The organism is Brachybacterium sp. HMSC06H03 (genome assembly GCF_001807385.1).
GTDB classification, from domain to species: domain Bacteria; phylum Actinomycetota; class Actinomycetes; order Actinomycetales; family Dermabacteraceae; genus Brachybacterium; species Brachybacterium conglomeratum.
This window is the reverse complement of record NZ_KV788851.1, coordinates 1-14382: the sequence shown is the minus strand read 5'-3', so window position 1 is coordinate 14382 and position 14382 is coordinate 1. Positions and strand designations below refer to the sequence as shown.

Sequence of the window (14382 nt, the reverse complement as noted above, 5' to 3'; positions counted from 1 at the left end):
GTCCCCATGCCGTCGTCCCTGCCTGCCGTGCGCCCGGTGCTCGCGGCACTGCTGGCGGCACTGGTCATCGCTTCATCAGTGCTGGTCAGCGGCCCGGCGACCGCGCTCCCGGGCGCGCAGGCCGCGCCTGCGGAGAACCCGTCGGCCCCGCCCGTCTCGGACGACGACGCGCCGGTGACCATGGACCTCGTCTCACTGACCCCCACCTCCCTCGCCCCCGGCGGCACGCTCCGGGCCGAGGTCGAGGTGACCAACGCCTCCTCCGCGCCGCTGACGGACCTCGACCTCGAGCTGCGCACCCGCACCTCCCGGGTCACCGACCGGGAGGCCCTCGCGAGCTGGCAGGCGGAGGCCGGGCCCGACGTCGAGGGGCCGGCGCTGGCCACCGCCTCCGGGACCCCGCCCGCGAGCCTCGCGCCCGGGGAGAGCACCACCCTCGTCGTCGAGGCCACCGCTGAGGAGCTCGGCTACTCGCAGGAGACCTACTACTGGGGGACCCGCCGCGTCTCCCTCACCGCCGTCGCGGACGACGAGCCGCTCGCGGGCCTGCGCACCTTCGCGGTGTGGCGGCCCGACGGCGCGGAGGAGACCGTCACCCAGTCCACGCTGCTGCCGGTGTCCGAGTCCGACGCCGCCTCCGCGGTGCTCGCCCCGGAGGAGCACGCGGCCTCCGCCGAGCAGGGGCGGCTCGCCGCTCTGCGGGCGCTCGCCGCCCGCGAGGACGTCGACTGGTGGCTGGATCCCGCGCTGATGGATCCGCCGACCCTGCCCGAGTCCGAGACCGCGGGCGGCGAGGAGGCGGAGGGCTCCTCGGCCGCGCCGCCCCTGCGCCCCGACCCGGCGTCCACCGCGATCGCCGACGAGCTCGACGCCGCCGTCGGCGAGCGCACCGTGCTCGCCGCCCCCTACGCGGGCGCCGACCTGGTGAGCCTGCGGGAGTCCGGGGCGATGCTGCTCGAGGGCGCCGCCCGGGACGCAGCCGACGGGGTGTGGGAGGCCCGCGGCATCTCGCCCCGCGCCCAGGTCCTCGGCGTCCCCGGCGCGGAGGCGGGCGCCGAGGCCCTCGAGGACGCGATCGAGGTCGGCGCGACCGCCGCCGTGGTGCCCTCCAGCTCGCTGCGCCCCGACCCGAGCTCCACGGTGACCCCGAGCTCGGTGGGCGTGTACGAGTCCTCCCGCACCGAGGGCGCGCAGCTGTCCGTGCTCGCCCCCGATCCCGTGCTCTCCGAGGAGTTCTCGCAGCTGACCGGGGACTCGGACGCGGAGCAGACCCGTCAGCGGCTGCTCGCCGAGACCGCCACGATCGCCTCCGAGTACTCCCGCGCGCCCCGCCACCTGCTGATCTCCCCGTCGGCCGGGGCGGACCTGGACCCCGCGGCCGCCGGTGCCGTGCTCGACGCCTTCGCCGAGGCGCCCTGGATCGAGTCGGGCCGCACCTCGACGCTGCTGGACACCGCGGACCAGCAGGCATGGACCACCGATCCGGGCGCCGACGGCGGCGAGCCGTACGCCCTCGGCCGGCTGCAGGCCGGGGACGTGCACCCCTCCGGCCCGTCCGACGGGAGCTGGCGGGTGCTCGAGGAGAGGACCGAGGCGCAGCTGCTGGACCCGGCGGTCCTCGAGGACCTCGAGGGCACCTGGCGCCGGCTCGACGCGCTCGGCGAGGCGATGGAGGACGACACCCCGCTGGACGCCGCGCGCCGCGAGATCCTCGGCGCGACCTCCCTCGCCTGGCGCGGCGCCTCCGAGACCCCGGCCTCCCGGGCGCAGGACGCCTCCGAGCGGGCCGACGCCCTGCAGGACCGGATCCAGGTGGTCCCCGCCTCCGGCTACAACGTCGTCTCCGACACCGCCGCCGTGCCCATCACGATCACCAACGGCATGGACACCCCGATCACGGTGAAGGTCACGGTCACCTCCGACCGGCCCCTGGTCCAGGTCGGGGAGCCGGCCGTGGTCACCGTCCCGGCGCACGGCCAGACCAACGCGAGCGTGGACGTGGAGGCGGTCGCCAACGGCTCCGTCACCCTCACCACCACCCTCACCACCGAGGACGACCGGCAGCTGACCGACCCCGTCGACGTGCCGCTGACGGTGAACCCGTCGTGGGAGAACTGGACCACGCTCCTGCTCGTCATCGCGATGGGCCTGCTGGTCATCGTCGGCGTCGCCCGCGCGCGCCGCACCGGCTCCAGCACCCGCGCCCCCGCGATCCGGGGCCCCGAGGACCCGGAGGAGCTCGCCCGCACGGGCCGCACCACGCTGGACACCTCGGTGCCGGAGCGGACCTGGACCGAACGGGCGAGACACCGCGACAGGGACGCGGCCGACGGGCCCGCGACGGCCCCCGATCCCGACGACTCCCCTGACCACGACCCCGACGACACCCCCGAGGAGGACCCCCGATGAGCACCCCCCGCCGGGTCCGCAGGGTTCATCACATACCCCGCCATCGCCGCCACGGCAGCCCCTCCAGCCGCTCGAGGCTGCTGCAGGCGAGCGTGCTCATGGCCTCTGGGTCGATGGTCTCCCGCCTGCTCGGCTTCGTGCGGAACTTCCTGTTCGGCGCGATCCTCGGCGGCTCCATGTCCTCGGCGGCCAACGCCTTCTCCGCCGCGAACACCCTGCCCAACACCATCTGGCTGCTCGTGGGCGGCGGCACCCTGAACGCGATCCTGGTGCCCGCGATCGTGCGCGCCGTGAAACGGCCCGATCGCGGCAGCGACTACATCTCGCGTCTGATGACCCTGGTCGCGGTGCTGTCCCTCGGCGTGACCGTCGTGTGCATGGTGGCGGTGCCGCTGCTGCTGACCCTCACCAGCGGCGTGCTGCCGCCGGCGACCTATGCGCTCGCGGTCCAGCTGGGCTACTGGATCATGCCGCAGATCTTCTTCTCGGCCCTGTACGTGATGTGCGGGCAGCTGCTGAACGCCCACGACTCCTTCGGCCCGTACCAGTGGGCGCCGGTGCTCAACAACCTCGTCGGCATCGTCGGGGCGGCGCTGTTCCTGGGTCTGTGGGGCACCGTCGGCGATCCCGCGCAGTGGACGATCCCGATGATCGCAGCGATGGCGCTGATCAACGTCGGCGGCTCCGCGGCGCAGGTCGTGTTCCTGTTCTGGTACGTCAAGAAGCTCGACCTGCGCCTGCGCCCGAAGTGGGGGCTGCGCGGCCTCGGGCTCGGCAAGCTCTCCCGGATCGGGCTGTGGTCGCTGGCGATGCTGGGGCTCGGGCAGCTGGGCATCTGGGCGTCCCGCTGGGCGACCGGCGGCGCGGTGCGGATGACCGAGCAGCTGCAGGGGCAACCCGAGCTCGCGGCCCGCTATCCGGCGCTGCTGACGCTGGAATGGGCGTATCTCGCGTTCATGATCCCGCAGGGCATCATCGCGGTCACCCTGGTCACCGCCGCGTTCCCGTCCATCTCCCGCAGCGCCGCCGCGGAGGACCATGCCGGGGCGCTGGCCCGCTACACGGACACCAACCGGATGCTGTCGGTGCCGATGGTGCTGTGCACGGCGGTGTTCGTCGCCCTGTCCGGGCCGATCATGTGGGTGATCGGCGGCGGCACCGGAGAGATCGGCGCGCGCGCCAACGGCAGCGTGCTGGTGGCCTACATGCTGGGCCTGATGCCCTTCGCGTCCCTGTACCTGATCAAGCGGCTGTTCTACGCCTACGAGGACGCGCGCACCCCGTTCCTCGCGCAGATCCCGATCGCCGCGGTCACGCTGATCTCCGTGCCGGTGATCCTCTCGCTCGTGGACCCGCGGTACGCGGCGATGAGCGCTGCGGGCGCCACCAGCCTCGGCAACCTGCTGGCGTGGCTGTTCGGGCTGTGGCAGCTGCGACGTCATGCCGCACGGCACGAGGTGGCGCCGCCGAGCCTGCGCGCCGAGGCGCTGCTGCTCGGGAGGCTGATCGCCGCCGGCGCGGTGAGCTGGGCGGCCGGCACGGGCCTCGTGGCCCTCCTCGATGGCCTGATCTGGCAGCACCGCGCGCTCGCGGTGGTGCTCGGCATGGTGATCGGCGCGGTGATGATCGTGGTGTTCACGGCGGCGGGGCACGTGCTGCGCGTGCCGGAGGTGCGCCAGCTGGTCGGTGCGACGCGACGCCTGGCCCTGAGGCTGCGTCGTCGTGGAGCGGGGGCGACCTCGTAGCATGGTCGACGCAGATGACGGGCATCGACCCGCCGGACGAGGAGAGGGAGGGTCCGTGAGCACGAACCCCGAGCAGGATGCACTGCACGCGAGGTGGACCCTCGAGGGCAGGATCCCGCTGTCCGGCGTGGCCGACGGCGCCGTCTGGCGCCGCGCCCGCTCCGTCGCGACCGGTGAGCCCGTGGTGCTGTTCATCGTCCGCGGTGAGGCCGCGCTCGAGGCGGCCGACGCGGTGCGCCGCGCCTATCTGGTCGAGGAGCCCCGTCTGATGCCCGTCCGGGAGATCGTCGTGCTCGACGACCCCCGGGAGGGGTCCGACACCACCGCGACCGGCGCGCCCGAGGACGGGCCGACGACGGTCGTGGAGTACCCGATGCCTCCCGCCCCGCCGCTCGCGGCGCTGCTGACCGATGGTCCGATGCATCCCGAGACGGCGCGCGCGATCATCGGCGAGGCGGCGACCGGTCTCGAGGCCGCGAGGCGCCGCGGCGTGCGCCACCAGTTCCTCGACTCCAACCGCGTCTTCGTCGACACCCGCTCCGGCGGCGTGCACATCCTCGGCATCGGCGTCGAGGCCGCCTCGCACCCCGGCCTGGACCGCTCCCGGGAGGTCGCCTCCTTCCAGGACACCGCGGCGCTGGTCGCCCTGCTCTACCGGGCGCTCACCGGCCGCACGCCCCAGCACGACGGCACCGGCACCGTGCCGCGGCCCTCGACGCTGGTGGACACCGACATCCCCGCGGACCTCGACCTGCTGTGCGACCTGGTGCTCAACGAGTCCGCCGACGACATCCCCGAGACCACCCGCGGGCTGATCGAGGCGCTCGAGCCGTGGCAGTCCATCCCGGTGACCTTCGAGGCGTATCCGCGCGGTGCCGCCGGCGGGGGGTCGGGGGCCGGGGCTGCCGCTGCCGGAGCGGCCGGTGCGGTGACAGGTGCCGCCGTGGTCGCGGGCGCGGCGTCGGCACAGGAGCCTTCGGGCGCGGGGGTGACCGGCGGCGATGCCGGCTCCGACGCCGCTGATGACGCCGTCGACGCCACGTCGACCGATGCCATCTCGGCTGATGCTGCCCCGGCCGAGAACGGCCCTGATGACGCCGGGCCTGCTGACGTGGAGCAGGGCGACGCCGGCGAGAGGCCGGCGGCCCTGCCGGCCGTCGACGACGCCGCGGAGCGCGCTGGCGAGGAGCCGTCCGTCGACGTGCAGTCGGCGGACGCTCGAGTGGACGAGGCACAGGCCTCGGCGAGCGAGACCGCTTCCGTTCCCGCGGCGAGCACAGCCACCACGGGCGAGGGCCTGTCCACGGTGGACGGCTCCTCCTCGAACCAGGACGCCCCTGCCGGCGAGGAGACGCCTGCGGCGCCGCGGGAGGACCACTCCGCGGCGGCCGCGATCCTCGTGAAGGACCTGCATCTCGACGAGAAGCGGGGCACCAGCCCCTTCCCGGGGCACCTCGACATCACCCAGCCCCCTCGGCCCCAGGCGGAGGCCGCTCGGGCGACCGACGCGGAGCAGGACTCCGCCGTGTCCGGAACCGGTGCGGCGGCCGCGGCGGGCCTCGCCGGAGCCGCAGGCGCGGCAGGAGCCGCAGGCGCCGCCGCGGCGCAGTCCCCGTCGACCCAGCAGTCCCCGTCGACCCAGCGGTCCGCGTCGGCAGGACAGCCCCCGTCGGCGGAGCCCGAGGCGACGCAGCAGATCCCCTCGCGCACCTCGGGGACGCACTGGCCGCTGAGCCCCGCCGGCTCGCCCGCGGGCAGCGACGGGCGCGCCGAGCAGCCCGGGACCGGCGCGATCGCGCCGACGGCGGACCATGCCGCCCCCACCCCGTCGGTCGCTCCCCAGCAGTCCAGCACTGCGGAGCCGAGCAGGACCGCAGGCGAGGACGAGCCCACCGCGGCGATGCCCGCCGTCGGCGCCGCCGCAGATCCCGCCGCGCACGAGACCGGCCCGATCGTGGTCCAGGGCCGCCGCACCTCCTACCTGGACGAGACCCCCGAGGAGACGACGGTCCCGCACTCGCGCGGCTCCCTGCTGCGCGACGTGGTCGGCGTCGCCGTCGACGCCGACGACCCCGACACCTTCGCCCTCGGCCCCCGGGACCGTGAGAAGCGCTCCCTGCAGTCGCAGTGGATCATCGTCGGCGGCGTCATCGTGGTGATGTTCGCGCTGGTCCTGGCCGTCACCGCCATCACCCGCGACCTCCGCGAGATCATCGACGACCCTCTGGCGACCGCCACGCCCCAGACCACCGCTCCCGTCGAGGAGGACACCGGCGAGGCGCCCGCCGAGCCGACCCCGACGGACACGGAGGAGCCGGAGCTGCCCGCCCCCGAGCTCACCGGCGTCGAGGTGTTCACCCAGGGCACCGACCTCGAGCCCGACAACGCCGATCAGCAGGACCGCATGACCGACGGGGACCCGGGGACCTTCTGGTCGACCAAGCACTACCAGAGCGCAGACTACGGCGGCCTCAAGGAGGGGGCGGGCGTGCGCCTCACCTTCGCCGAGCAGTCCACGCTCAGGACCGTCAAGGTCACCACCGCGCGCAACAGCGGCGGGCTGATCGAGCTGCGGGCCGTGCACGACGACGGCTCCCTCGGCGACGTGCTCGCCAGCGGCGAGCTCGCCGGCGACGGCGAGGTTCTGCTCGAGACCCCGGAGCCCGTCGAGGCCGACAAGGTCGCGCTGTGGATCCCGGAGCTGCCCCCGGACAGCAACGAGCAGGGCCGCTACCGCGCCCGCATCGCGGAGATCCAGGTCGGATGACCCCCCGCGAGGTGCGCCGGGGGCCCGCACGACGTGCGGGCACCGGCAGGCCGCGCATCCGCTCGGTGCTCGGCATCCCGCTGCCGATGATGATCCTCGCCCTGATCATCGCGGCCCTGCTCGGCGTGCAGCTCGCCACTGCGCTGGAGAAATCCACCACCAGCGCCTCCCACATGACCGGTGCCTCCGTCGACTCCGGCTCCGGCACCGGGAAGAATTCCGCCGGTCTGACCGTTGTCACGGAGGCGAGCGTCGGCACCGAGGTCCAGCGGCTCGTCGACACCGGCACGATCCAGCCGATGACGAGCTTCGACGCCGCGCAGTGCCAGCAGGAGCAGGGCATCACCGAGTCGATCCTGATCATGGAGGAGGTCTCATGGGGCGGGGAGGACACCACCGGCTGGCTGCTCGTCCACGGTCCCGTGGACCGCGAGACGCTGCGCGCGAACGGCGGCATCATCTCCGCGACGGTCGTGCTGCCCACCTGCGGGACCGGCGCGCACGACGAGGACCCCGGCCAGGACCGGCTCTGGGCCGGCCACGTGATGATCGGCTCGCTCTGACCCCGTCGGCCCCTCCCGAGCCCCCATACTGGACAGCGGTCCTCCCGCCGACCGCCTCCGCCCCATTCCACGGAAGGACACCCTCATGACCCAGCCGATCCAGGCCCTCAACATCCTCGGCGGCCCTGCGCCGGCCGCGCAGCCGCTCGTGCAGCCCGCCGCGGACGACGACGGCACCGTGCACGAGGTCGTCATCGTCGGCTCCGGCCCGGCCGGCTACACCGCCGCGATCTACACGGCGCGCGCCGAGATGAAGCCGATCGTCATCGCGGGCGCCCTCGACGCGGGCGGCGCGCTGATGACCACCACCGACGTCGAGAACTTCCCCGGCTTCCCCGAGGGAGTGCAGGGCCCCGAGCTGATGGCCTCCTTCCAGGAGCAGGCCGAGCGCTTCGGCGCCGAAGTCGTCTACGAGGACGCCGTGGATCTGCAGCTCGACGGCGACGTGAAGAAGGTGACCCTCGAGGACGGCACCGTGTACCGCGCGAAGTCGCTGATCATCACGACGGGCTCCGCCTATCGCAAGCTCGGCATCGACGGCGAGGCGGACCTCTCCGGCAAGGGCGTCAGCTGGTGCGCGACCTGCGACGGCTTCTTCTTCAAGGACCAGGACATCGTCGTGGTCGGCGGCGGCGACAGCGCCGTCGAGGAGGCCACCTTCCTCACCCGCTTCGGCAGGTCCGTCACCCTCGTGCACCGACGCGACGAGCTGCGCGCCTCGAAGATCATGGCGCGCCGCGCCGAGGCCGATCCGAAGCTCACCTTCGCGTGGAACAGCGAGATCGTGCGGATCAACGGCCGCGACAAGGTCGAGTCCGTGACTCTGCGCGACACCGTCACCGGCGAGGAGCGCGACCTCGTGACCTCCGCCGTGTTCGAGGCGATCGGCCACCTGCCCCGCACCGACCTCGTGCGCGGCAAGCTCGAGCTGGACGACGAGGGCTACATCGTCTGCCAGGGCCGCAGCACGTTTACCTCCGTGCCCGGCGTCTTCGCCGCCGGCGACGTCGTGGACCACACCTACCGCCAGGCCATCACCGCCGCCGGCACCGGCTGCCAGGCCGCGCTGGACGCCGAGCGCTGGCTCGCCGACCGCGCCGCCGGCATCGACGCCGCGGCCGACGCCGAGCAGCCCGTGGTGGAGGCCGTCTCGCAGTGACGGTCCCGGCGGTGCCCGAGCCGGCAGTGCCCGAGCCCGAGTCCCCCGTCCGCCCTCCTCGCGTCCCCTCCCGGGGGAGCGCGGGGAGGGCGGACGTCGTCCTGCCCGCGCAGCAGCGCGCCCACGGCGAGGGCCCGCCTGACGCACCGAGGAACGCGGAGCGGGTGCCGGTGCTCGTGCTGGTGAGCGCGGACTGGGCGGCGCCGTCCCGTCCCGCCCCCACGCTGCTCACGGAGCTCTCCCGGCGCTGGGGGACCTCCATGCAGTGCCTCCTCGTCGAGGACCCGGAGGACGCCTTCCTGGACCGCTGGGCTATCGAGCACCTGCCCACCTGGCTCCGCTTCGTCACCGACGACGAAGACGGGGAGCAGAGCGAGCTGCACGGCCTCACCCCCGGGGGAGAGGACCTCGTCCTGGACGGCGCGTGGCGGCTCACGCACCGGAGAAGTGGAGCGCTGCCCAAGCACGTCGTGGACGCAGAGCTCGGGCCCGAGGCAGGTTGAGAGGAGCCTCTGCGGCCGTGGGGTCGTCGGCTGCCTCACCGCCCTCTCGAGGCCGGGCCTGCGCGCCCACACGCGGCACGAGCTCAGCGGCCCCGCCGTGTTCACGATCCGGTCGTGGTCGTCGCGCCCGCGCGCGGGACGAGCTCTCGAGGGCCGACGTCCCGACGACATGCTGCCGTGTCCGCATCTGGCTGCACCCTGGCGAGGTGGACGCCGCGGCCGACGCGACGGACTCGCGCTGAGCCCGACGATGCGTGTCATGCGAGGCGTCGTCCACATCATGTCAACCCAGGTGCAACCGCCCGCGCTGACGTGCACGGACGGTGTATCCACATCCCTATCCACATAACTATCCACAGACCGGTCCTGGTCTTTCCACAAGGTTATCCACAGGTTGGTGTGGATGACGGTGGAACATCTCTGACCACGGCCTTTGTCACAGAAGTGCCCCTGACCTGGGGGTTCAGCAGATCTGCGGTTGAACCGACGTTCGCTCGGGGATGTGCTGAAGGCGTCCGATGTGCCTCAGGACACATCCTGGATTGTTGGTCTGCAGCGGTTGTCCACAGGGTTCTGCACAGTGTGCATCATTGCCGATGGTTCACGTGAATCACAAGGCAGGCGGCGCGGACGGCGCTCCCTTCACCGGTCCGCTCCCGTGGGCGTCCGCTGCTATCGTGCAGCCTTCGAGACGACGAACAACAGCTCCAAGCTCCGTGCTGCGCTCCTTCCGCGCTGAAGGCCACCGACTCGCCCGGTGCACGGGAAGCAGCGCTCCGTGCCCGATCCACAGAGCAGTGCCGCCCGGGAGAGCACAGGGGCTGGCGTTGGGAGGAGAGTGAGCACGTCACGTGTGACTCGCCCGGTCAGGCCCCGCTGGCCCGTCGACCCTCACGGCGCAATGTTCTCCGTGAAACTCTCTTGATCAGTTGAGCCAGGCATCCGCCGACCGCGAAGGCGTCCGCTTAGTGATCCGCTGGGCGGAGCCGTGTGCTTCTCAAAGGGTTTCACGACGAACGGTGTCTCGCGGGAGACACTCCTTGCGCCGAATGCGCGTGCGCTCAGAGCTGGCTGAGGAGGCCTCCCCGTCACGTGGGTAGCGGCTCAGTCGTTGGTCATGAGGTACTGGACTTGTCGCCGCTGCCCCGATTTCCTCCACGCGGCTAGATCATCCACGCACCCGTTTCACGTGCAACGAACAGAACCAAGAGTGCACAGAGCACAGTACAAGTTCGGCGTGACGCCTCGTCCGCCACGTCATCGCACCAGCCCCTTCGAGCGAGACGGAGCCGCGCAGTCGACAGCACGGGACGGGAAGGCGAAGCAGGGCTTGCAGCTGACGACCTGCAGAGCGCGTCCGCGCGCCGTTTCACGGGAAACCAGCGGTCGTGCTGCGAGTGTAGGGACCGCTCCGACACCCTGCCGTAGTGCGGATTTCACGTGAAGCAGGCTCTTTTTGGGCTAGGGGATCGCACGGCTCTAGGCTGCGGCACACGATGCAGGAGTCGGTACCTATCAGCGTGCCACGGGAAACTCATCCGCCTCCCCACCGAAGCCGAGTCGCGGCACGATATCGTCAGTTCTTCCTTGGCGGCGCGCGGTCCGACGTAGATCCACAGGGGGAAGCAGTCCCCGCAGACCCAAGCGGGAGGTTCCCGCACCATGTTTCACGGCAAACACTGCCATAAGACTGACAGGTGTGAGCACGTTCGCCCAAGCGTGTATACGGCAGCATGGATACGCACACGAAGCTTCGAGCGCAAGCCAGGCGCTTCCTCGAGGCTTGATGGACTCGGAAGGGCGGCTGTACAGCATCACCGTCACAAACATCAGTTTCACGCGAAACCCCAAGGGCCGGACTCCGGCAATGGGCATGCAGTTGCTCGACCGCAGTCAGAAGGACACACGACACGGTCGTTGCGAGCAACTCCGCCTGCGAAACCGATGTTCACGCGAAACGCGGTTCAAGGCCTCTACCGTCCAATTCTGAAGCGCGTCGCGCCACGCACTCGCTGCGAGCCGGAGAGTGAACGCGTCCCACTAGGGTCGGTCTCGATCCTGCTGCACGCACAGAACATGGGACGCTCCCGCTCGTTTCACGTGGATCCCTAGATCACGATGCACCAACGCCGCGGACCAGGGCATCCGCTGCGAAGGAGTCAATCGTGCCCGGACACGTGTGCTTCGCGGTAGACGACGGCGGCCCGAGGGTTGTGCGGTGCTCCAGCACGGGCTTCCTCCGCTGCGTGTACGTCGATCGCAGTCCATAGAGCGAGCGCCGTTGACACTTCGGAGGGGGAGCGACCCAGTAACGGTTCACGTGAAGCCGCTACCTACCCCGGCTTCGGCCACACATCGACACCGGAGCTATGCCTACGGCATGTCCGATGTCGCGCGAAGCCTCAGACGAGCGGTCAGAAGGCTTGGTCGGCGCACCTCGTACAGCGTTTCGCGTGAAACAGTGCAGTGGGCAAGGTGGCACGACGGGATCACTGAGACAGATACGGCAGTAGTCCCCCGAGACAGAGCGGTTCCATGTGGGTGCCACAGGCAGGGCAGAGGCGGGGCAGCCCATCCCCCGGGAGCGACGGACTCTCCTCCTTCAAGGATCATCCACCGCGAGCTCTGGAATGCACGTCCCAGCGTCACGCGACTCGGTTTCCCGTGGAACTCCAAAGCAGAGCGCGTCAGCCGAAGCCGGCGCTGTATGGAAGCATCAGATGCTCGCGCAGGCACCCTCAGGAGAGCGGAGCATCTCGGCGCAGACCGCCGAGGCCACTCGCGATATCAGCGGGGTGCCACATGTTTCCCGGGAAACCACGAGAGACAGAGGCACGTACGGACTCCGCTTCCACAGGGGTGCACACAACTGTGGGCAGCCTCCGATGGAGGAACGCGGTCCACAGAGTTGTGCACAACGGTGGACAAGCTCCGCTCAGCACTCTGGCCTGCACCGATGGCACGGGAGGATGCCCCGATGCGGGGGTGATGCGAGGCTGCGGGGGAAGTGGACGACGCGTGCGTCCACACCGCGTGCACCGACCGGAGATGACACACGGAGTGCCCATGCCAGATCCGCGTGCACTGTGACGCGGCTCTCACTCAAGAGGGCCCATTCACTGAAGGGCCCCTCGGGATGCTGGTGCTCCTCGCGGGGGAACGCGGAGTTCGGCCGGCGAGGGGATGGGACGAGCACGCTCTTGTCGGTCAGGAGAGGAGCCCGCTCGTCATCGGGACGACGGCATGGCGCACGTCTCACGCCGCGGCACGTCAGCGCTCCAGCGAGCGGGTGCGGCGCGGACCCCGCACTCCCCGACTCACTCCGAGGACGGGAGCTCCAGGCCCATGTTCCCCATGAGGCGTTCGAGGTCCTCGAGGTTCGTGAACTCAAGGGTGATCTTGCCCTTGCGCTTGCCCACATCGATGCGCACGGGCGCCTCGAGGCGGTTCGACAGCCGGCTCGTCAGGTCCACGACGTGCGGGTCGTAGGTGCTGCGACGAACGGTGCGGGGAGCCTGCTGCTGCCCGCCACGTGCCACCAGACGCTCCACGGCGCGCACGGAGAGCCCCTCGCTCACGATCCGCTGGGCGAGCTCCTCCATGAGGGTCGGATCGTCCAGGGACAGCAGCGCACGCGCGTGGCCGGCGCTGATCGCCCCGCTGGCGAGACGTCGCTGCACGAGGGCGGGGAGCCGCAGCAGGCGGAGCGTGTTGGTGATCTGGGGGCGAGAGCGCCCGATGCGCTCTCCCAGCTCGTCCTGCGTGCACCCGAAGTCGTCGAGCAGCTGCTGGTAGGCGTTGGCCTCCTCCAGCGGGTTCAGCTGGGTGCGGTGCAGGTTCTCGAGGAGCGCGTCGCGCAGGAGATCGTCGTCGCTGGTCTCGCGGATGATCGCGGGGATGGCGGTGAGGCCGGCACGGCGGGCGGCGCGCCAGCGGCGCTCGCCCATGACGAGCTCGAAGGACTCGCCGTCCTCGGTGACTGGGATCGGGCGCACCACGACGGGCTGCAGCACGCCGACCTCGCGCAGCGAGTACGCGAGCTCGTCGAGCTCCTCCTCGTCGAACATGGTGCGCGGGTTGCGGGGGTTCTCCCGGACCTCGTGGATCGGGATCTCCGCGAACTCCGCGCCCGGGACGCTGACGAGGCCCTGGCTCTCGAGAGGAGCTCGCTCCGAGCCGGCGTCGGGCTGCCCGACAGCGTCGGAAGGTGCTTCCCCGGCATCGTCGCGCGCATCCCCATCGGCACCGACCGCAGCTGCGCGCTCGGCGTCCGTCCCAGAGGACTCATCGGTCGGAGAGAGCCCGTCGGCCGGCGCGGAGCTGTTCTCAGGGGCAGGGGCTTCCTGAGGGGTGACAGCAGGCTGCTCGGTCGTGGAGGGCTCGGCAGGCGCTGCCGGCTCGGCGTCCTCCGGCGGGGCGGTGTCGCGCACTCGGGTGTACTCGACCGCCTCGATGTCGACGACCGGGCTGTCCTCGCCGCGCGCGGGGGCCTCCGACTCCGCGGAGCCGGCCTGCGGGGCACCCTCCGGCGCGTCAGCGGTCTCGGGCTGCGCATCCTGCGCGCTCGACGCCGGGGCCGTCGCCTCGTTCTCTGCGGCGGCAGGAGCGGCCTGCGAAGAAGCCTGCTCCTGCTCGGTCGTCGAGGAGGCGGCGGTCGGGACCTCGTCGGTCCTGATCGGAGCGGTCTCGTCGACTGCTCCGCCCGTCGCGGGGGCGGGGGCGGGAGCGGTCGGAGCCGAGGTGGCTTGAGGCGTCGTGCTCGCGTCCTTCGAGGCGGCGGTGCCCTCCGCGGGGCCGGTCGACTCGGCGGCGGCCGTGGGCGCGGCCGCGCTCTTCGCGCCGGCCGTGCTCTTCGCGCCGGTGGATCCCTTCGCCGGGGAGGAGGCGCCCTTCGAGCCGGAGGTGCTCTTCGCGGGCGAGGAGGTCCTGGACGAGGAGGTGCCCTTGGCAGTCCCGGCGCTCTTCGCGGTTCCCGAGCTCTTCGCGGTCGTCGACGGAGCAGACGTCGCCGAGGTGCCCTTCGACGCGGTGCCCTTCGACGCGGTGCCGGTCCCCTTGGACGCGGTGCTCCTGGACGCGGTCGAACGGGACCCGGTGCCCGCAGAGCTCGACGCGCCGCGCTTCGCCGCAGTGCCCTTGGAGGTCGTCGAGGCCTCGGTGGCCGTCCCGGCGCCGGAGCGCTTCGCCGTCGACGAGCTGCCGGAGCGGCCCGCGGTGCGGCCGCGTCGCTCGGCGG

At 71.9% G+C, this 14382-nt stretch carries 8 protein-coding genes; 7 read left to right on the top strand and 1 reads right to left on the bottom strand.

Going from position 1 to position 14382, the window contains the following annotated elements:
* Positions 1-6 precede the first annotated feature (6 nt).
* The 6 genes from HMPREF3159_RS10845 (at position 7) to HMPREF3159_RS10820 (ending at position 9146) form a co-directional block, all read left to right on the top strand.
* Positions 7-2409 carry a DUF6049 family protein gene (locus HMPREF3159_RS10845; RefSeq protein WP_246821613.1) on the top strand — a complete coding sequence of 801 codons (2403 nt, stop codon included), beginning with the start codon at positions 7-9 and terminating at the stop codon, positions 2407-2409.
* The gene (gene murJ / locus HMPREF3159_RS10840; protein WP_070501038.1) at positions 2406-4154 is read left to right on the top strand and encodes a murein biosynthesis integral membrane protein MurJ; all 1749 of its coding nucleotides are present in this window, start codon (positions 2406-2408) and stop codon (positions 4152-4154) included. Before HMPREF3159_RS10845 ends, murJ begins: the two co-directional genes overlap by 4 nt.
* A 55-nt stretch (positions 4155-4209) precedes the next feature.
* Entirely contained in the window at positions 4210-6921 is a 2712-nt protein-coding gene (locus HMPREF3159_RS10835) for a protein kinase family protein (protein WP_070501037.1), read from the top strand.
* Positions 6918-7484 carry a hypothetical protein gene (locus HMPREF3159_RS10830; RefSeq protein WP_070501036.1) on the top strand — a complete coding sequence of 189 codons (567 nt, stop codon included), beginning with the start codon at positions 6918-6920 and terminating at the stop codon, positions 7482-7484. The genes HMPREF3159_RS10835 and HMPREF3159_RS10830 overlap by 4 nt, the downstream gene beginning before the upstream one ends.
* 85 nt (positions 7485-7569) lie before the next feature.
* Positions 7570-8643, top strand: a complete 1074-nt coding sequence (gene trxB, locus HMPREF3159_RS10825; protein WP_070501035.1) for a thioredoxin-disulfide reductase — start codon at positions 7570-7572, stop codon at positions 8641-8643.
* An 11-nt stretch (positions 8644-8654) separates the two neighbouring features.
* Positions 8655-9146 carry a hypothetical protein gene (locus HMPREF3159_RS10820; RefSeq protein ID WP_141748185.1) on the top strand — a complete coding sequence of 164 codons (492 nt, stop codon included), beginning with the start codon at positions 8655-8657 and terminating at the stop codon, positions 9144-9146.
* 3317 nt (positions 9147-12463) lie between these two features.
* Here the strand turns inward: HMPREF3159_RS10820 and HMPREF3159_RS17935 are convergent.
* Positions 12464-13576, bottom strand: a complete 1113-nt coding sequence (locus tag HMPREF3159_RS17935) for a ParB/RepB/Spo0J family partition protein (RefSeq protein WP_246821612.1) — start codon at positions 13574-13576, stop codon at positions 12464-12466.
* A gap of 325 nt (positions 13577-13901) precedes the next feature.
* Between HMPREF3159_RS17935 and HMPREF3159_RS17930 the strand changes: the two genes are divergently transcribed.
* A partial coding sequence (locus HMPREF3159_RS17930; RefSeq protein WP_246821611.1) for a hypothetical protein occupies positions 13902-14382 on the top strand: 481 nt, incomplete at its 3' end.